At 66.8% G+C, this 18,324-nt stretch carries 22 protein-coding genes and 1 tRNA gene; 11 read left to right on the forward strand and 12 right to left on the reverse strand.

Annotation, left to right across the window (positions count from 1 at the left end):
* The first annotated feature begins 66 nt into the window (after positions 1-66).
* From MH112_RS13790 to MH112_RS13800, 3 genes are all read left to right on the forward strand, one after another.
* Positions 67-744 carry a nitroreductase gene (locus MH112_RS13790; RefSeq protein ID WP_296568759.1) on the forward strand — a complete coding sequence of 226 codons (678 nt, stop codon included), beginning with the start codon at positions 67-69 and terminating at the stop codon, positions 742-744.
* A gap of 45 nt (positions 745-789) precedes the next feature.
* Positions 790-1,416 (forward strand): retropepsin-like aspartic protease, encoded by a 627-nt coding sequence (locus MH112_RS13795; protein ID WP_296568761.1) that lies wholly within the window; start codon positions 790-792, stop codon positions 1,414-1,416.
* An 86-nt stretch (positions 1,417-1,502) separates the two neighbouring features.
* Positions 1,503-1,886, forward strand: a complete 384-nt coding sequence (locus MH112_RS13800) for a limonene-1,2-epoxide hydrolase family protein (RefSeq protein ID WP_296568764.1) — start codon at positions 1,503-1,505, stop codon at positions 1,884-1,886.
* A 30-nt stretch (positions 1,887-1,916) separates the two neighbouring features.
* Here the strand turns inward: MH112_RS13800 and MH112_RS13805 are convergent, their stop codons facing one another.
* The 3 genes from MH112_RS13805 to MH112_RS13815 form a co-directional block, all read right to left on the reverse strand.
* Positions 1,917-2,282, reverse strand: a complete 366-nt coding sequence (locus MH112_RS13805; protein WP_296568767.1) for a hypothetical protein — start codon at positions 2,280-2,282, stop codon at positions 1,917-1,919.
* Between the two features lie 271 nt (positions 2,283-2,553).
* The gene (locus MH112_RS13810) at positions 2,554-3,195 is read right to left on the reverse strand and encodes a TetR/AcrR family transcriptional regulator (RefSeq protein WP_296568769.1); all 642 of its coding nucleotides are present in this window, start codon (positions 3,193-3,195) and stop codon (positions 2,554-2,556) included.
* A 180-nt stretch (positions 3,196-3,375) separates the two neighbouring features.
* Positions 3,376-3,450: transfer RNA gene (locus MH112_RS13815), tRNA-Gly, on the reverse strand.
* A 131-nt stretch (positions 3,451-3,581) separates the two neighbouring features.
* Between MH112_RS13815 and MH112_RS13820 the strand changes: the two genes are divergently transcribed.
* Positions 3,582-3,947, forward strand: coding sequence for a VOC family protein (locus MH112_RS13820; protein ID WP_296568772.1), 366 nt, complete (start codon positions 3,582-3,584; stop codon positions 3,945-3,947).
* A gap of 13 nt (positions 3,948-3,960) precedes the next feature.
* Here MH112_RS13820 and MH112_RS13825 read toward each other — a convergent pair whose 3' ends face one another.
* A complete protein-coding gene (locus MH112_RS13825) occupies positions 3,961-4,983 on the reverse strand; it encodes a 2'-deoxycytidine 5'-triphosphate deaminase (protein WP_296568775.1) in 1,023 nt (340 codons plus the stop codon).
* Positions 4,984-5,117: 134 nt separating this feature from the next.
* Between MH112_RS13825 and metZ the strand changes: the two genes are divergently transcribed.
* Entirely contained in the window at positions 5,118-6,302 is a 1,185-nt protein-coding gene (gene metZ, locus MH112_RS13830) for an O-succinylhomoserine sulfhydrylase (protein WP_296568777.1), read from the forward strand.
* Here metZ and MH112_RS13835 read toward each other — a convergent pair.
* From MH112_RS13835 to MH112_RS13850, 4 genes are all read right to left on the reverse strand, one after another.
* A complete protein-coding gene (locus MH112_RS13835; protein ID WP_296568780.1) occupies positions 6,299-7,210 on the reverse strand; it encodes an Hsp33 family molecular chaperone in 912 nt (303 codons plus the stop codon). The two genes, metZ and MH112_RS13835, sit on opposite strands and share 4 nt — an antisense overlap.
* A gap of 56 nt (positions 7,211-7,266) precedes the next feature.
* Positions 7,267-8,202: an ornithine carbamoyltransferase gene (gene argF, locus MH112_RS13840; protein ID WP_296568781.1), complete on the reverse strand. Its 936-nt coding sequence runs from the start codon at positions 8,200-8,202 to the stop codon at positions 7,267-7,269.
* 111 nt (positions 8,203-8,313) lie between these two features.
* Complete coding sequence (locus MH112_RS13845) at positions 8,314-9,495, reverse strand: aspartate aminotransferase family protein (RefSeq protein ID WP_296568892.1); 1,182 nt, start codon at positions 9,493-9,495, stop codon at positions 8,314-8,316.
* A 217-nt stretch (positions 9,496-9,712) separates the two neighbouring features.
* Positions 9,713-10,549 (reverse strand): ABC transporter permease, encoded by an 837-nt coding sequence (locus MH112_RS13850; RefSeq protein ID WP_296568783.1) that lies wholly within the window; start codon positions 10,547-10,549, stop codon positions 9,713-9,715.
* Between the two features lie 224 nt (positions 10,550-10,773).
* On the opposite strand from MH112_RS13850, the gene MH112_RS13855 reads away from it, so the two are divergent.
* Entirely contained in the window at positions 10,774-11,283 is a 510-nt protein-coding gene (locus MH112_RS13855) for a GcrA family cell cycle regulator (RefSeq protein WP_296568786.1), read from the forward strand.
* Positions 11,284-11,539: 256 nt separating this feature from the next.
* On the opposite strand, the gene MH112_RS13860 is transcribed toward MH112_RS13855, so the two are convergent.
* Positions 11,540-11,875: a GAP family protein gene (locus MH112_RS13860; protein WP_296568788.1), complete on the reverse strand. Its 336-nt coding sequence runs from the start codon at positions 11,873-11,875 to the stop codon at positions 11,540-11,542.
* A 283-nt stretch (positions 11,876-12,158) separates the two neighbouring features.
* Here MH112_RS13860 and MH112_RS13865 point away from each other — a divergent pair, with 283 nt between their 5' ends.
* Entirely contained in the window at positions 12,159-12,752 is a 594-nt protein-coding gene (locus MH112_RS13865) for a lysophospholipid acyltransferase family protein (protein ID WP_296568791.1), read from the forward strand.
* A gap of 245 nt (positions 12,753-12,997) precedes the next feature.
* Here the strand turns inward: MH112_RS13865 and MH112_RS13870 are convergent, their stop codons facing one another.
* Together MH112_RS13870 and MH112_RS13875 are read right to left on the reverse strand one after the other, a co-directional pair.
* Positions 12,998-13,348 carry a MarR family transcriptional regulator gene (locus MH112_RS13870; RefSeq protein WP_296568793.1) on the reverse strand — a complete coding sequence of 117 codons (351 nt, stop codon included), beginning with the start codon at positions 13,346-13,348 and terminating at the stop codon, positions 12,998-13,000.
* Between the two features lie 92 nt (positions 13,349-13,440).
* Positions 13,441-14,031 carry a GNAT family N-acetyltransferase gene (locus MH112_RS13875; RefSeq protein ID WP_296568796.1) on the reverse strand — a complete coding sequence of 197 codons (591 nt, stop codon included), beginning with the start codon at positions 14,029-14,031 and terminating at the stop codon, positions 13,441-13,443.
* Between the two features lie 182 nt (positions 14,032-14,213).
* Here MH112_RS13875 and xseA point away from each other — a divergent pair, with 182 nt between their 5' ends.
* From xseA to MH112_RS13890, 3 genes are all read left to right on the forward strand, one after another.
* Positions 14,214-15,665, forward strand: coding sequence for an exodeoxyribonuclease VII large subunit (xseA, locus tag MH112_RS13880; RefSeq protein ID WP_296568799.1), 1,452 nt, complete (start codon positions 14,214-14,216; stop codon positions 15,663-15,665).
* Positions 15,666-15,732: 67 nt separating this feature from the next.
* Positions 15,733-15,957, forward strand: a complete 225-nt coding sequence (locus MH112_RS13885) for a DUF2093 domain-containing protein (protein ID WP_296568800.1) — start codon at positions 15,733-15,735, stop codon at positions 15,955-15,957.
* A gap of 65 nt (positions 15,958-16,022) precedes the next feature.
* Positions 16,023-16,805 carry a M23 family metallopeptidase gene (locus MH112_RS13890; protein ID WP_296568803.1) on the forward strand — a complete coding sequence of 261 codons (783 nt, stop codon included), beginning with the start codon at positions 16,023-16,025 and terminating at the stop codon, positions 16,803-16,805.
* Between the two features lie 6 nt (positions 16,806-16,811).
* Here the strand turns inward: MH112_RS13890 and MH112_RS13895 are convergent, their stop codons facing one another.
* A complete protein-coding gene (locus tag MH112_RS13895; protein ID WP_296568805.1) occupies positions 16,812-17,741 on the reverse strand; it encodes a lysophospholipid acyltransferase family protein in 930 nt (309 codons plus the stop codon).
* A gap of 197 nt (positions 17,742-17,938) precedes the next feature.
* Here MH112_RS13895 and MH112_RS13900 point away from each other — a divergent pair, with 197 nt between their 5' ends.
* The gene (locus MH112_RS13900; RefSeq protein WP_296568807.1) at positions 17,939-18,319 is read left to right on the forward strand and encodes a helix-turn-helix transcriptional regulator; all 381 of its coding nucleotides are present in this window, start codon (positions 17,939-17,941) and stop codon (positions 18,317-18,319) included.
* Positions 18,320-18,324: the final 5 nt, after the last annotated feature.

The raw sequence follows: 18,324 nt of genomic DNA on the forward strand, positions 1-18,324 counted from the left end.
TAGAACCAGATTCAATTCCGACAGAACGCGCTCTAGAAGCCGCGCCAATTATCCCAGGGGCCCCTCGTGCAGTTTGATGACGTCATCCTCGGTCGCCGCAGCATCCGCGGCTACAAGCCAGACCCGGTTCCCAAGGAACTGATCGAGGAGATCCTGACCCTGGCCATGCGGGCCCCGTCGTCCATGAACACTCAGCCCTGGAATTTCTACGTCATCACCGGCGAGCCCCTTGACCGGATCCGGGCCGGCAACACCGAGCGGACGGTGGCCGGGGTGCCGCAGTCCCGGGAGTTCCGCACCGGCCAGGCCTTTGAGGGCCAGCACCGGGACCGCCAGGTGGGGGTGGCCAAGCAGCTGTTCGCCGCCATGGGCATCGCTCGGGATGACAAGGAGATGCGTCAGGACTGGGTGTTGCGCGGCTTTCGCCAGTTCGACGCGCCGGTCTGCATCATCGTCACCTATGACCGTGTCCTGGACGGCAGCGACGACACCCCCTTCGATTGCGGCGCGGTCACCACCGCCCTGGTCAACGCCGCCTGGTCCAGGGGCCTTGGCGCGGTGATCAACAGCCAGGGCATCATGCAGTCACCGGTGGTTCGCGAGCATGCGGGCATCGCCGAGGATCAGGTCATCATGAAGAGCATCGCGCTCGGCTGGCCAGATGACACCTTCCCGGCCAATGCGGTGGTCTCCGAACGCAAGTCCGTGGCCGAGGCCGCGACCTTCGTCGGCTTCAAAGGCTGATCTCGCCGGGATCGCGCCGCTGCCACAGCCGTTAAGGGGGAACACATGCTCGACGCTCTTCCCCACTGGCAGCAGCTGGCCCTCTATGCCTTGGCCGCAGCCCTGCTGCTGACCCTGCTGCCGAAGCTGCCCCATGTGGGCCAGGCCTTGCACACCGTGTTCTCCTTTGGCGTGCTGGCGCTCTGCATCTTCTTTCTGCTGCAGCAGGCACCCTATCAGCCCTGGCTGGCACCCCTGCTCGACCGTGTGGGTGCTGACCGCCAGGTGGTCAGCGGCCAGGAGGTGCGTCTGCGCATGTCCCCCGACGGCCACTTCTGGGCGCAGGTGACCCTCAATGGCATCGAAACCCGGATGCTGGTGGACAGCGGGGCGACCTTGACCACCCTGTCGGTGGACACCGCCCAGCGCGCGGGCCTCAGTCCCACGCCGGGCCTCAACCCCATTTACGCGCGCACCGGCAATGGCATTGTTCAGGCGCGGCCGTCCTCGGTGGACGAATTGCGGCTGGGGGGCCTGACCGCCACAGACCTGGCGGTGGCCATTTCTCCGAGCCTGGGACCCGTCGACATCCTGGGCATGAATGTCCTGGTCCGGCTGGCCAGCTGGCGGGTGGAGGGGCAGACCATGATCCTGACACCGCATCCACCGTCAGAGACCCCAGACGCGTCCTGACGTCATAACAACCCGCCAGGTCATTGCGGCGGGCAGAGCCACTGGCGCAGCTTGCAGGCCATCCTTGCAGGCCTCAGGAGAGCCCCATGCCCGCCCCTTCGCCCCTCGACGTCACTCTGCAGTTCCTGAAAGACATGGAGCAGATGGACTACGATGCGGCCATGCGCTGGGTGGCCGACCAGTGCGAGTATGTGAACCCGCCGCCCCTGCCCGTGGTCTATGGCCCCGCCGGAGTCCGTGGTCTGCTGGAACCCTTCTTCGCCCCGACCCTGCGCAACGATTTCCAGCTGTTACGTCAAGCGGTCCAGGGCTCGACCGTTTTCATGGAGCGCCTTGACCGGCACCAGCTGGCCGACAAGTGGGTGGAGCTCCCCGTCACCGGGGTCTTTGAAGTCCAGGACGGCAAGATCACCTACTGGCGGGACTATTTCGACGCCCCCACGATCCTGTCCCAGTGGCCTGCTGGCTAAGGGCCATCAGTCCGAGCCTGACAGGCGACTCTAGCGGCCTACGCTCTGGCTCTGACGCTGATGGACCCGGCGGAGCAGTTTGCTGCCGGCCTCGGTCAAGGACCACCGGTAGCTGCCCGGGCCAAAGGGCAGATGCAGCAGGGGGGGCTGCTTGCGGGTGGCGGCAAAGGCGATATAGCGGTCGAAGGCCGCGAGAACATCGATCTCAAGCTGCTGACGCGCCGGCCCTGGCCGCACCCCCCGACGCTCGGCAATCCGCTTGATCACGTCGGAGCGATGCAGGGCACCACCGGATTTCGAGAGCACCTCGACAATGTCAGCGATCGCTGGCGCCACATCCCCAAGGCTGCGCGCGCGCGCCGTCTGGCGATAGGATGCAAGTTCGATCACAGTCATCTGACTACCCCTGTCACAAGTGCGAGGCGCGACCGTCTTTCGCGTCCTGACCTCACATTTATGAATCAGGCTTTAACGGTGATGCTGACAGCGTCAACACGCCCCCAGCCCCCCGGGCGCCCACATTGGGTCTTCAGTCACCGATCCGGGTAACCGACCACCTCTAGGCCTGGGTCCGGTTGAGATCTTTCCGGTGAGGCAAAATTATCTCAGAAAAGCAATGGTCAAGGGACGCGCCCCGGATCAAGGTCGGGTCTTGGCCTTTGATCTTCTAGAGGGTGGAATCGTCACAGCCACCAGGGATCATGGCCGCAGCAATGCTCATGAAGGCGTGCAGGGGCGCGGCCTGCAACAGCGCCTGATCAAGACCCAGCACCTTGATGGAGTCATGCTGCAGCAAGGTGGCCAGGCCGTGCATGGTGGCCCAGAGATGCAGGGCGTCCTGGTCGGCGCGCCGCTCCGGTTCTGGTTGACCGTGATGCAGATGCAGCGCCAGCACTGCCCGGCGCAGGACGTGAAACGCCCGGCTGGCCTTCTCCGCCATGTCCAGATGTACCGACTTGTCCGGCAGGGGCGAGGTGAACATCAGGCCGTAATGCGAGGGATGCGCCGCCGCATAATTCAGATAGCTGGCCCCCATCGCCATCAGCGCCAGATCGAGGTCGGGCTCGTTGGCGATGGCAGCCTCCAGCGCGTCGCCAAACTCGTCGAAGCAGCGCCCGACGATCTCGGCCAGGAGGTGATCTCGGGTGGGAAAGTACTTGTAGGGCGCTTGATGCGACACCCCCAGCCGTCGGGCAACATCCCGCAGCGACAGACTCGCTAGCCCTTCGCGTTCGATGATCGCCATGGCCTCGCGGACACTGGCCTCGCGGATGCCCTCAGGCGGGAGCGGTATCGCACGTTGAACCATAATCGTTCGGCAGCCCGTTATCCTGGTCCCAAACCTAGCATGGACCCGGAGGATCAGAAAACGACCCTCCCTCAGCCAGCGCCGCTAACATGGCACTTTGGGTGCCGAAAGTCTGCAAGCAACCAATTTGAGGAGTTTGCCCCCGACTCTGGCGGCCGGTGGCCCAGGTCGAGGAAGTCTTGGAGCGGCCGGGGGGAATCGAACCCCCGACATTCAGCTTGGGAAGCTGACGTTCTACCTCTGAACTACGGCCGCGTCGGACACACCTATCGGGGGCGCGAGGGGGCGATGTCAACCGGCCAGCAGCGCCGCAGCTATCGGCCCTTGCTTCCCCGCCCGTCACCTCAGCTAGGGTCTCGCCCATCACATATGGGGAGGACCTACCTATGATCGGCTATGTCACACTGGGCGTCGGCGACCTGGACCGCGCCAAGAGCTTCTACGGGACCGTGCTTGGCCCCCTGGGTGCCAAGCCGGCCTTCGGCAACGACCGGATGCAGGGCTATTCCAATGGCCAGGGGCCGATGCTCAGCGTCTGCACCCCCTATGACGGCGAAAGCCCCAGCGCCGGCAACGGCACCATGGTTGCCTTGGCCGCCCCGTCCCGCGAACTTGTGGATGAGATCCACGCGCTCGCCCTGAAGACCGGGGCCGTCGATGAGGGCGCACCGGGCATCCGCATCCCGAACTTCTACGGTGCCTATTTCCGCGACCCCGACGGCAACAAGCTCTGCGTGTTCAAAATGGGCTAAACGCCCAAGCTGCTCAGCCCCAGGGGCGGAAGTGTTTCGACAGCTTCAGCCCCTGGCGCTGGTAGTGGGAGCCCCCCTCGCCATAGAGCCGTTCGGGCTTTTCGGTGAGCGGCTCATAGACCAGACGGGCCACGGTCTGACCGTCCTCCAGCAGGAAGGGGGTCTCGTGGCTGCGCACCTCCAGCACCCCGCGCGAGCCCTGGCCGCCAGCCTCTTCTGTGCCAAATCCAGGGTCGAAAAACCCCGCATAATGCACCCGAAACTCCCCCACTGAGGGGTCAATTGGGGTCATTTCGGCGGCCTGAAGGACGGGGATCTCCACGGCCTCCTTGGACGCCAGGATGTAGAACTCGCCCGGATCGAGCAGCAGTTCCCCCCGGCGCGGGACCAGCGGCTCCCAGAAGTCCCGGGGGTCGTGGCCGTCCTCCCTGTCCATGTCGATCACCCCGGCATGGCGCCTGGCGCGGAAGCCCGCCACCCCTTCGGTGAGATCGACGCCGACGCTGCGCAGATCGAGCTTGGGGGGCTCCCCCCGCTTGAGCCGCAGCTGGTTCAGCCTCGTCCCGGCCCGCACCAGCACAGAAAAGGTCTGGGGGGCGATCTCCATATAGATGGGCCCGGCATAGCCCTCGGCCACATCGTCAAAGGCGGCCCCGTGGTCGGTGAGCAGACGCACAAAGACATCCACCCGACCGGTCGAACTCTTGGGATTGGCCCGGGCCGAGATGCCAGGGGGCAGGGCCAGTGCCTCCTGCAGCTCGGCGATATAGACACAGCCCTTTTCCAGCACCGCGCCGCGGGAGAGGTCCAGCTCATGCATGGCCACGTCCTCGAGCCGCTGGACCACCTTACGACCAAGGCCCGGCAGGAAGGAGGCCCGCACCCGCCAGGCCCGCACGCCTAAGCGCAGGTCGAGGCTGGCGGGCTGGACCTGATCGGCGTCGAAGGGCCGGGCGCTGGTGATGGCACCCTGGGCGATCAGGGCATCAATGGCCTGGCAGGGCAGGATTCCGGGCGGGAGAAGGGGCGCTGTCATCCCCGCGACACTCGCCGCTGGCCATGAGTCTGACAAGCGGCTGTCTGAGGGCCAGAGCCTAGCGCCGGGCCTTGACCCCAGCCCCGCAAGGCGGTTGATGCGCAGGCCTTGCTTGCCTGCCGGGAGGAGCCCCCATGGCCGAAGATCCGCGCGACTGGAACCTGGAGACCAAGCTGGTCCGGGGCGGCATGGCCCGCACCCCCTATGGCGAGATCTCCGAGGCGCTGTTTCTCACCCAGAGCTTTGCCTATGACACGGCAGCCGCCGCCGACGCCCGGTTCGCCGGCGAGGCACCGGGCTTCATCTATCAGCGGTTTGGTAACCCCACGACCCAGATGTTCGAGGACCGGCTGGCCCTGCTGGAGGGGGCTGACCTCTGCCGGGCCACGGCGTCAGGCATGTCGGCGGTGCATGTGGCCCTGACGGGTCTCGTGCGGGCGGGCGACCACATCGTGGCCGGCCGGGCCCTGTTTGGCTCCTGCCGCTGGATCCTGTCGGAGTGGATGCCGCGCTTTGGCGTCGAGGTGACCTATGTGGACGCCGTCGACCCCGCCGCCTGGCAGGCGGCTGTACGCGACAATACCCGCTGCTTCCTGGTGGAGAGCCCGGCCAATCCCCTGCTGGAGGTGACCCCCATCGCTGCGGTGGCGCAGATCGCCCGGGCCTGCGGTGCGAAGCTCGTGGTGGACAATGTGTTCGCCACCCCGATCTTCCAGAAGCCCTTGGAATTGGGTGCCGACATCGTCGTCTATTCGGCCACCAAGCATATCGACGGCCAGGGCCGCGTGCTGGGCGGCGCCATCCTGGGCGGCGAAGAGGTGATGCTGGAGTCCTATAAGGACATCCTGCGCCATACCGGGCCAGCGCTCTCGCCCTTCAACGCCTGGGTGCTGCTCAAAGGTCTGGAGACCCTGGACCTGCGGGTGCGCCGTCAGAGCGACAACGCCGCCCATGTGGCGGACGCCGTGGCCGCGCACTCAAAGGTGCGCCAGACCGTCTATTGTGGTCGGTCCGATCATCCCCAGGCTGCCATCATCGCTGAGCAGATGACCGGCGGCGGCAACGTACTGGCCTTTGACCTCGGCAGCCGTGAGGCCGCCTGGCGGTTCCTGGACGCCCTGCAGATCGTCGACATCTCCAACAACCTCGGCGACGCCAAGTCCATGGCCACCCACCCCTGCACCACCACCCACCGCTCGATGCCAGCGGCTGAGCGGGAGTCCATCGGCCTCACCGAGGGCTGGGTACGGATGAGCGTCGGCCTGGAGAGCGCTCAGGACCTGCAGCGGGACGTGGAGCGGGCCCTGGACCAGGCTTAGCCGCCGGTCAGGCTCTCGGGCTCAAGCCGGTAGGTGCGGGCGCAGTACTCGCACGTGACGTGGATGCGCCCATCGGGCTCGATCATGTCGGCGCGCTCTGCGGCATCAAAGGAGGCCAGGACCCCACGGATGCGGTCTTCCGAACACCGGCAGACCGCAGCCAGCGCCTGGTCCTCGAACACCCGCACCCCGTCCTCGTGGAACAGGCGGAATAGCAGGGTCTGGCCCGAAATGGTCGGGTCGAGCAGTTCGTCCTCGCCAATGGTCTCGAAGAAGGCCTGGCTGCGGGTCCAGGGCTCTTCGGTGGAGCCCCGGGCCTGATCCTCGGCCACGTTCTGGATCAGCATGCCGCCGGCCCGCCAGCGCAGGCCATCGCCCACATCGGCCTGACCCACGGCCAGCCGGACCCGCGTCGGGGTCTGTTCGGACTGGACGAAGTACTGCTCGGCACACAGCGCCAGGGTCTCGCCCTCGATGGCCGTGACCCCCTGATAACGGTCCATGTCCGGGCCCTGGTCGACAGTCATGATGAACACCCCGCCGCCCAGCAGGGTGCGGGCGCCGGGCCGCACAAAGCCCTTTGAGGCCTCGGCCACAGCATCGGCGTCGAACCGGCAATAGCCCCGCAGGTGACCGGCGGTGTCATAGTCGGCGACCACGTAGCGCACCGGGCCATCCCCTTGCGCCTGGACGATCAGCCGGCCTTCGAACTTGAGTGCGGAGCCCACCAGGGCTGCCAGTGCGCAGGTCTCCCCCAGCAGGTTGGCCACGGCCTCGGGATAGGCGTGCGCGGCCAGGATCTCGTCGATGGCCGGGCCCAGCCGCACGAGACGGCCACGGACCGCAGCGTCCTCGATCTGGAACGGGGCGACGACATCGTCGGGGATGAGCAGCGTGTTCTGGGGCATGGGGAGGCCATATAGGTGCCTCGCGCCCCGATTGCGAGCCCGGCTCTATCGCCGCCTCAGATCGCTTCGAAGCACCAGGCCAGGATCGACTTCTGGGCGTGCAGGCGATTTTCCGCCTCGTCCCAGATCTTCGAGCGGGTGCCGTCCATGACGGCGTCGGTGACTTCCTCCCCCCTGTGGGCCGGCAGGCAGTGGAGGAAGATGGCGTCCTGGGCCGCCAGATCCATCAGGCCGTCATCCACCTGATAGGGCTCAAAGGCGGAAATCCTTGCCTCATGGTCGGTGTCGCCCATGGAGACCCAGGTGTCGGTGATCACACAGTCAGCACCGCGCACGGCGGCCTTGGGATCATCGGTCATCACCACGTTGGCCTGCATCTCAGAGGCCCGGGCCAGGTCGGTGAGGTCGGGATGGTAGATGGTCGGACAGGCGATGTTCAGCTTAAAGCCGAACTTGCCGGCCGCATGGATGAAGCTGGAACAGACATTGTTGCCGTCGCCGACCCAGGCGAGCGTGCGGCCCTTCACCGGCCCCAGATGCTCCTCGAAGGTCAGGAGGTCGGCCAGGATCTGACAGGGATGGCTCTTGTCGGTCAGGCCATTGATCACTGGCACCGAAGACGCCAGGGCCAGGCGCTCCAGGTCCTCATGCACCTTGGCCCGCAGCATGACGGCGTCCACCATCCGCGACAGCACCTTGGCGGTGTCCTCGATGGGCTCGCCCCGGCCGAGCTGCATGTCGGCGGAGGTGGAGATGATCACATCGCCCCCCAGCTGGCGCATGGCCGCGTCAAAGGAGAAGCGGGTGCGGGTGGAATGCTTCTCGAAGATCATCGCCAGCACCCGGTCGCGGGCCGGGGCGTCGGCGTCCACCTTGCCCTTGGGCCAGCCGGACCGGGCGGCCTTGCGGGCCTTGGCGTCATCGAGGATGGCGCGCAGGTCCGCGGACTCCATCCGCCAGAGGTCGAGAAAATGTCTCGGTGAAGAGGTCATCGAAGGGAAATCCCGTCGACCCCGCGCCTGCGCCGGAAATTCGAAGTGACGCGTGCTGCGCGCGGGGTCCTTGATTGATGTCTCCCGGCATCAGCGCCGGGGGTGAAAACCTTAGGCCGCCGCCTGGGCCTTGGCGCGCGCCCGCTCACAGGCGCGCTCGAACCGCTCGACCGCCTCCTGCGCCTCGTCCTGGGTGAGGGTCAGGGGGGGCAGAAGTCGGATGCAGTTGTCGCCGCCGCCGGCGATCAGCAGATGCTCGTCGCGGGCATGCTGCATGAACTCGCGGTTGGGGGTCACCAGCTTGACGCCGATCAGCAGGCCCTTGCCGCGCACATCGGCCACCACGTCGGGAAAGCGGTCCTTCAAGCCGGCGATCTGCTGATTGAAATAGCCAGCGATGTCGCGGACATGGGCCAGCAATTCGGGCTTGGCCAACTCGTCCAGGGCCGCTTCGCCCACGGCCATGGCCAACGGGTTGCCCCCATAGGTCGAGCCGTGGGAGCCGACGCTCATGGCCGCACCGGCCTCGATGGTGGCGAGGCAAGCCCCCACCGGGAAGCCGCCGCCCAGGGCCTTGGCTACGCACATGATGTCGGGATTGCCCGCGCCGTCGGCCCAGTCATGGGCAAACAGGCGGCCCGTCCGGCCGAGGCCGCACTGGATCTCGTCATAGATCAGCAGGATGCCCTGCTCATCACACAGCTGGCGCAGGCCCGTCATGCAGGCCACCGGCAGGGAGCGGGCGCCGCCCTCCCCCTGGACCGGCTCGATGATGATCGCCGCCGTGGTCGGGCCGATGGCCGCGCGCAGGGCGTCGTGGTCGCCGTAAGGCAGATGAATGAAGCCCGGCAGCGGCGGGCCAAAGCCCTCCAGATAGGACGCGTTGCCCGAGGCGTTGACCGCAGCCACGGTGCGCCCGTGGAACGAGCCCTCGAAGCCGATGATGTCTACCCGCTCAGGATTGCCCCGGGCCCAGTGATACTTCCGCGCCGTCTTGATGGCGCATTCCACGGCCTCAGCCCCGGAATTGGTGAAGAACACCACGTCGGCAAAGGTCTCGGCGCACAGGCGCTTGGCCAGGGCCTCCTGGCCGGGGATCTTGAAGATGTTGGAGACGTGCCAGAGCTTCTCGGCCTGGTCCTTCAGGGCCTGAACCAGGCGGGGATGGGCGTGGCCGAGCGCGTTCACCGCGATGCCGGCCATACAGTCCAGATAGGCCTCGCCGTCCGCCGTGAACAGTCGCGCGCCCTCGCCTCGCTCGAACGCCAGCGGGGCGCGGTTATAGACGCCCATGATGTGGTCGCTGGGAACGGTCGCGGCGGGTGTCGCGGTCTTGTCGGTCACGGGAGGGGGCCTCCAAAGGAAACGTCCCCGCACGCCGGGCGACGGGGACTGAGAGGCTCAACCTTTTCTGGCGCAAACCCCAGGCTGTCAATGATTTCGCAGGGTCAGGGGAACGGCGGGCCTTTGGCTGTGGCCTCACCGCCAGCCTGTGGCCTGGCCTTGCGCCTCAGGTCTTCAGTTTGTATCCGCTCTCAAACATCCACAGGCAGACACAGGCGAACGTAATGGCGATGCCCGCGGTCATCCCCACGCCGGTGATCAGGGAGCCCTCAGCCTTGCCGATGAAGCCATAGCGGAACCCGTCGATCAGATAGAAGAACGGGTTGAAATGGCTGGCCGTGCGGAACGGCTCGGGCAGGCGGTCGACCAGATAGAAGGTCCCCGACAGGAAGGTCATGGGCATGATGACGAAGTTGGACACCGCCGCCATGTGGTCGAACTTCTCCGCCCAAAGCCCGGCCATGATGCCAAGCAAGCCCAGGATCATCGAGGCCACGGCGGCGAAATAGAGCACCGCCCACAGGTGGGTCAGTGGCAGGTCGGCAAAGGGCAGCACGGCCAGCCAGGTCACCGCGCCCACGGCCAGGCCCCGGGTCGCTGCCCCCAGGGCAAAACCCGCCACATGTTCCAGAGGCGTCAGCGGCGGGGTCATGAAGTCCCCCACCAGGCCATTGATCTTGGCCTGCAGCAGGCTGGAGGAGGAATTGGCGAAGGCGTTGTTGAGCACGGTCATCATGATCAGGCCCGGCGCGATGAAGGTGGCGAAGGCCACCCCCGCCACCGTCGGCCGCGCCCCACCCACGGCGACCACGAACACCATCATATAGAGCAGCGACGTCACCACAGGCGCCGCCAGGGTCTGGGTGCCCACCTTCCAGAATCGCTTCACCTCCCGCAGATAGAGGGTGCGGAAGCCCGGCCAGTTGAACCCGCGATAGGCCCTTGGCGCCGGCGGCGTGGCGGTGGCGATTTCGGCGGCGCGGAGCGGGGTCATATCATTCATGACCCACTTTTGCGCCGGGACGGCTCGGGCCGCAAGTCCGCGACCTTCGGACGCTATATGTAGTTCCTGTGGATGGAACCAGGGGCGCCTATTGTGGCCCTTAAGGAAGTCTTTACGATATCTGGTAGTCCGGGGGGTGAGACGACAGCACGCCCCACAACATATTGTTTCGGCCGGCCGCGCGGGGTGGCCACCGAAGCAGGCGGCCGGTTTGGGAGGCTCTGATGGGTTGGACTGACGAGCGAGTCGAGACACTCAAAAAGCTCTGGCAGGACGGCCTTTCGGCCAGCCAGATCGCAAAACAACTGGGCGGCGTCACCCGCAATGCGGTGATCGGCAAGGTCCACCGCCTGGGCCTGTCAGGCCGGGCCATTCCGTCCAAGCCGGCCCGTCCGGTGTTCAAGGCGCCGAGGCCCCAGCGGGCTGCGGCCGCCGCACCCTCGGCGCCGCGCCGCATCGCTGAACCGGTGGAGACCGAGGCCGCCGCCCCGGCGACGGCCCCGGTGCGCTATGTGGACGAAGCCCCGGGCTCGGCCACCGTGCTGACGCTCGGCGCCCACATGTGCAAGTGGCCGATCGGCGACCCCTCCAGCGACAGCTTCACCTTCTGCGGCCGCCGTTGCAGCGATGGCCCCTATTGCACCGAACATGCCCGGGTGGCCTATCAGCCGGCCCAGGCCAAAAAGCGCGCCGGCGGCTCCGACCTCGCCCGCTCCCTGCGGCGCTATATCTGACGAGACTCTGAGATCGGCCCGGCGCGCCAGGGGGTTCACAGCCCGCTTGGGGGCCGGGAGGTCATCGCCAGCCTCGGCACGCTTTCAGGCGCTCTGCAGAGCCATCAAAGCGATCATTCCGATAACCGCAGGGACATTGTAGGCCGCGTGGAGCAGGACGGCTCCACCGACCCCAAGCACAATCCGAGCATACCCCCAAAGCCATGCGCAAACGATCAGCGGCAGGGTGAGAAGGGTGGGACGCGCGACTTTGTCTTCAGACCAGGACCGCGAACACGCGCCTGGCCCCGTCGATGAGCAGTGCGATGCCGGCCAGAACAAGAGCGGAGGCCAGCCCGCCGGCCAGCATCTCGAGGCCTCCCGGTGCCCACCCGGGCAAGGACGGGAGGAACGTCCGCAGCACGACGAGCCACCCCTCAAGCAGGACCACTCCCCCGAACAGATAGACGGCGAAGGTCCCGACCAAAAAAACCAGGCCCCACAGTACTGGCCGATCGGTGCTCAGCAGAAAGACCATGGCAGCGATCGAAAACGGGTTCATCGCGTCGAGGAACGCCAGTCCCAGGAGTGCAGCAATCCAACCAAGGCTCATCTGTGCGCGACTGCCCCGTTCAGCGATGGCACGACAACGCCATGAGTTCGGGGGCGAGGCTAGGCTCCAGCACGGCCGGGAACGGCTACTCTCAAGCAGACCCTTCCAACCGCCGCTTTGGGTCGGGTTGGGCCAGGGCCCTGCCCCGACAGGTCGGACAGACCGGGAGCCTGTCACCCGCCGCCTCGACCGGGTCATGGCGGGATTGGCAGGGGGTTCCGGGTCGCCCGCACCCGGCAAGGCTTTGCTTGCCCGGCGTCGCTGAATCGACTGAAACTGCGTTATGCCAGCGCTCGCAGATGCAATCAAACTGACCCTCGGGCTGCTGTTCAAGATGCAGGGCTGGAAGGTTCACGGGCCGCGACCGGCGTACCCGAAGTTTGTGCTCATCGGGGCCCCGCACACGAGCAACTGGGATTTCGTCGGCTTTCTTGGCGGCGCGGAAGCCCTGAATCTGGACCTGAGCTTCCTCGGCAAATCCTCCCTGTTCCGATGGCCCCTGGCCGGCGCCATGCGCGATCTCGGCGGCGTCCCGGTGGACCGGTCCCAGGCCCTGGACATCGTCGGGACGATGGCGGCCGAGTTTGCGCGTCGCGACAATCTCATCCTGACCATCGCGCCCGAGGGATCCCGGGCACGACGGGATCGTTGGAAGACGGGCTTCTACACGATCGCCATGGCCGCCAAGGTTCCCATCGTCTGCGCCGCGATCGACTTCCCCAGCAAACGGATCACGATCGGCCCCACGATCTTCCCGAGCGGCGACTATGTGGCCGATATGAAGGAGGTCGCCGTCTTCTATCAGGGGGCCGTCGGTAAGCATCCGGAACGCACCTCGCCCATCCTGCCGGAGCCCGCATCGCGCCAGGCTTCCTGAACGGAAGCCGGTGACGTGGACACTGGGATTGGGTGTCCTTGGGCCGGATCAGGGTATGAATCGGACGTTTCTGACCGCCGCTATGGGTGGTGAGCCGTCTTCACAGGCTCCGAAGGTGCGGTCGTCAGGAAGGCGAAAAGGTCGGCGGTTTCGACGCTCGTCCTGAGCTCGCGGCCATCACCACTCTATACGAGCGTTTTAACCTTGGCTGCCCGAGTTAATTGGGCGGGGGCGGGGCCGGGTGGTCAGAGAATGACGACCGCGCTCAGCCGGTCGGCCGTGGCGCGGACCTGGCCCTCCACCCGCTCCACCAGCCCGGCCTTTTCCAGCACCGTCACATCCTCATGGACGCGGCGGTATTGTCGTTGAAGGGCCTGGGCGAGCGCATTGACCGACTTCTCCGGATGGGCGTGCAGATGCCGCAGCAGCCGGTAGCGCTCCCCCGTCATCACCGAGGCGAGACCCTCCCAGCTCTCAAAGGCGATCACCCGTTCCTGGCGATCATCGCCGGCCTCGGCCCGCTTCCAGGCGTCCTTGAACGCGACGAGATCGTCCCGAAGGGTTCCGCCGACCTGTATCTTCACGTCCTTCGTCATATCGCACCGCCTCTGACCCAGTTTAGCGCCGCTGCGCCCGGCGGGCGAGCGGACATGCGGAGCGTCTGAGAAGGGGGGAGAGCTGTCCTCTCTCAGCGTGGATGCCTGATCATCGGCGTGACCACGGGCACGTCCCGCACGCGAATTTCAGCCAAGGGCTCGAAGCCGTGCCGCTCATAAAAGGGCACGTTGCTAGGATCAGAACTCTCCAGATAGGCGATCTCACCCAGCTCATCGCAGGTCGCCAGCGTATGCCTTAGGAGGTGTGATCCGAGGCCTCGACCTTGGGCGATGGGATCGACGCCAATGAGCCAAAGATACCAGTGCGGTGCCGCTGGATGATAGCGGTCCATCTCCGAACGGAGTTCACGCGCTATCTCATCGTCCTCGGGCGAACCTCCTAGATCGAGCGCAGCTATCTGCTCAGGGTTCGCTTCGATGCCCGGTGGCAGCCAGAAGGCCACCGCCCGCGCGTCGCTGGTAGCAAGCACTGTCTTTGCGTCAAAGCCGCGCTCCCCCATGGCCAAAGCGAAAGATGGCCACACCTTCAAATACTCAGCCGGTTCCGGCCACCAGAAGCGAAACACGGGATCGGCGGCGAAAGCGACGGTGAGCGTGCTTAGCAACGCTGGAGCGGAACTTCGCTCGGCTGCGATGATGTTCGGAAGAGCCAAATACCGCACGATGCCTATCTCAGGGGTTTGTGTTCAGCAGGGCTTACCCGCCCCGAGCCGACCGAGGAAGGTCCGACTAGGGTCGTTTGCGGTCATTGTCGCAGATGTTCGTAGCGGAGCGCTGAACTCCCCCGCCAGGTTTTTCCCCGCGCCCGGTTTTGCCCTACCGCGAGACGGGCTAGCTTCGCGTCATGAGCGACGCCGCGCCTGACTCCAATGCCCAGCCCTACTCCGTCTCCGAGCTCGCCTTCGCGCTCAAGCGGACGCTGGAGGATCGCTATGGCTTTGTGCGCCTGCGGGGCGAGCTGTCCAAGGTCACCCACCATGGCAATGGCCACGTCTATCTGACCCTGAAGGACGAGCGCGCCGCCATCGATGGGGTGGTCTGGAAGGGGTCGGTGCGGGGCCTGTCCATCCGGCCCGAACAGGGGCTGGAGGTGATCGTCACCGGCAAGATCACCACCTTCCCGGCCGGCTCGCGCTATCAGATCGTCATCGAGACCATGGAGGCCGCCGGCGTCGGCGCCCTGTTGGCCCAGCTGGAGCGGCTGAAGGCCAAGCTGGCGGCCGAGGGGCTGTTCGAGCCGGCCCGCAAACGCCCCCTGCCGGCCATGCCCGCCGTGATCGGGGTGGTGACCAGCCCCACCGGCGCGGTGATCCGCGACATCCTGCACCGCATCCGCGATCGCTGGCCCTGCCGGGTCATTGTCTGGCCTGTGGTGGTCCAGGGGGAGCAGGCTGCGTCACAGGTCAGCGCGGCCATTCGCGGCTTCTGTGATCTGCCGGCCCATGGCGACCTGCCCCGCCCTGACATCATCATTGTCGCCCGGGGCGGCGGCTCGGTGGAGGACCTGTGGGCCTTCAATGACGAGGCCCTGGTGCGCGCCGTGGCGGCCGCCGACATCCCGATCATCTCGGCGGTGGGGCATGAGACCGACACCACCCTGATCGACTTCGTTTCCGACCGCCGGGCGCCGACGCCGACGGCCGCGGCCGAAATGGCGACGCCTGTGCTGGCCGAGCTGCGGGCGGGGTTGAGCGATCTGCACGCCCGCCTGCACCGAGGCGGCGGCCGCGTGGTGGAGGACCGCCAGGGCCGGGTGCAGAGCGCCGGTCGCAGCCTGGCCCGCGTACCGGACCTGGTGGAGATGGCCGCCCAGCGCTTCAACCTGGCGGCCGGCCGCCTGAGCGCGGGATTGCAGAAGAACGCAGCGGCCCATGAGCGCGACCTGGTGCGCATCACAAGCCGCCTGTCGCCGGGCCTGCTGCTGCGCCCCCAGGAGGTTCGCCGCCAGCGGCTGGACAGCCTGACCGCCCGGCTCGCCCCGGCAGTAATGCGCCAGACCGAGCGCCTGGCCGAGCGGCTGGCGGCGGTGGAAAAGCTGCGCCAGTCCCTGAACCCCGACCGCCCCCTGTCCCGGGGCTTTGCCCGGGTGCACCGGGCCGATGGCAGTCTGGCGCGGCAAGGGGCGGCCCTGGAGGCCGGCGAGACCGTCACCCTGGTGTTTGCCGACGCCCACCGCAGCGCCGTGGTGGACGGCGGCGGTGGGGAGCCTGAGGCGCCCCCCATCCCCCGGCCCAAACCCCGCAAGGCCGCCCCCTCCCCCGCTGACCCCGGCAAGGTGCAGGGCGACCTGTTCTGAGCACCGCTTGAGGCTTGCGCATGCCTCAGGTCTGTTCGAGGCGGCGGCGGCACGCTAGATTGGCCCCATGAACGCCCATGACCGTGACCTCTCCGGCAAGCCCGCCGAGCTTGCCGTGCTGCATTATGGCGACGGCGAGTTCGTCGTCCTCAAGCCCGGCCGCCATGTGGTGTGCGCCGTCTCAGGGGTGAAGATCCCCCTCCAGGCCCTGCGCTATTGGAGCCCGGCCCTGCAGGAAGCCTATGCCGGCCCCACAGAGGCCTTTGCCCGCTGGAAGGAAACCAGCAGCTGAGCCGCGCCCTGCATCGGCGCGCCACCCTGCTTGGTGGACTGGCGGCCCTGGCCCTGCCAGCGTCCTTGCGCGCGCAAGGGGCCTCCCTGCCCCTGCGCCTGGACGGGCGCCTGATCCAGGGTGGTGTGGCGGTGGGTCAGACCCAGCCCGGCGCTGGGGTGTTTCTCGACGACATGCCAGTGGGCCAGGCGTCCCCTGAGGGCTGGTTCGTGGTCGGCTTTGATCGGGACGCGCCCGTTGGACAGGTCCTGCGCGTGGCCGCAGACGGGGCCGAGACCCGGCGGCCCATTACCCTGCAACCCGGCGACTTCGACATTCAGCGGATCAGCGGCCTGCCGCGCAATCAGGTCGCCCCTACAGATCCCGTCCTGCTGTCCCGCATCGCCGCCGAGGCAGAGCGGAAACGGGCCGGGTTCGCCAGTCAGGCGCCGCGCACCGACTTCCGCGAGGGCTTCATCTTGCCTCTGTCGTCCTATCGTCTGACCGGGCGGTTCGGCGGCCAGCGGATCTTGAACGGCGTGCCAGCCCGACCGCATTACGGCGTCGACCTGGCCGCCCCCCGGGGCACGCCCATCGTGGCCCCGGCTGGGGGCCTGGTGTCGTTTGCCGAAACCGGTCTGCACTTTGAGGGCGGCCTGATCATGATCGATCACGGCCAGGGCCTGGTCAGCGCCTATCTGCACCTATCACGCCTGGACGTGGTGGCGGGCCAGTCTGTGAGCCAGGGTCAGGTGATCGGGGCCGTCGGCGCCGAGGGCCGGGCCACGGGACCGCACCTCTGCTGGCGGATGAAGTGGCGCGACCGCAACCTCAATCCCATGAGCCTGGTGGGGTTCCGCGCCGCCTGAGGCGGTTCAGCGCCGCTTGCGGGCGTAGGTCTCACTGGGCCAGCGCTTATGGACCCAGAACCATTCGGCGGGACGCTCGGCGATCCGCTCTTCCATGAACAGATTGATCCGCTCCACCGCCCGGGCGATGTCGGCGCTGCGGTCGCCAGTGGCGATCGGCTTGATCGGCGGATGGACGATGACCCGGAACCGGGCCTTGCCCAGGCGCTGCACCGACATGGGCTGCAGCACCGTGTCAAACCGCAGGGCCAGGCGCGAGGGTCCTGGGGCGGTGTGGGCCAGCTTGCCGAAGAAGGGGGATGCGACCCCGCCGTTGAACTTCTGATCGTTCATCAGGGCGACGGACTCGCCCCGCCCCAGGGCGTCGAGCAGTTCGCGGGCCCCGTCGCCCCCTTTGGGCGCAAACAGCCGCACCCCGTAGCGGAAGCGGTTCTCGCGGATGCGCTGGTCGAAATAGGGATTGTTGGCCGCCCGATAGGTCATGTGACAGACCACGCCGGAATGGGCGATCACCGCCGGCATGATCTCCCAGTTGGACAGGTGTCCAGAGATGAACACCACCGGTTCGCCGGTGCGGGCAATCTCGGCCAGGCGCTCGGCATTGATGATTTCGACCCGGTCGCCCGCGGCGACAATGCGGTCGATAATGGGAAACTCCGCAAACGTCCGGCCGATCTCGCGCCACTGCTCGGCGGCCAGGGCGTCGATCTCCGCCGGAGTCAGGTCCGGAAAGGCGATCTGCAGATTGCGCACCGCCACCCGGTGGGTGCTGGTCATCGGTCCCAGCCAGCTAAGCGCCGCTGCGCCGAAATCGGACACCGCATCGATCGGGAACAGGCGCGCCAGCCAGGTCACAGCATCGTAGGCCATGACCTCCAGCCGCCAGCCGAGGCGGCGGGCGAAGGTCTTGAGCCAGGAGGATCGGGCGCTCGCCATCCTTTGTACTAGTGCGCGTTCGGCAAAAGTGGAACCCGGTTTTGGGACTGATGTAGTCGTCCTGTCTTGAGTTTGGCGCATATCCCGAGACCTCGGAGAGGCGAAACACAGTCGCTTGGCGCGCGACTTGCCACTGTCAACCCAGACCGTCCCCGATCGGGACGGCCGGGCTTCTTAACCACAAGGGGGCAAGAGACATGGGCAATGAGATTGACGTCCACCTGGGTAAGCGTCTGCGCCGGCGTCGTCGCCTGCTGGGTCTGACCCAGCAACAGCTAGCCGGCGCCTGCGGCGTCCGCTTCCAGCAGATCCAGAAGTACGAGTGCGGTGCCAATCGGATCTCAGCCGCCCGCCTCTGGCAGCTGTCGGAGGCCCTGGAGGTTCCCGTGGCCTATTTCTATGACGGCCTCTCAGCGGCGGCTCAGGCCCAGGCGGCCGAGGGCGAGAGCGGCGGCGAGGTTCTGGCCAGCAAGGAGACCATGGATCTTATCCGGGCCTACTACCAGCTGGGTGAGCGTCCCCGCCGGCGGCTACTGGATCTGGCCAAGTCCCTCAACGGCGACGTCGAGCACGGCTGAGCCGG

This window comes from Phenylobacterium sp., from assembly GCF_022402485.1.
Lineage (GTDB): Bacteria > Pseudomonadota > Alphaproteobacteria > Caulobacterales > Caulobacteraceae > Phenylobacterium.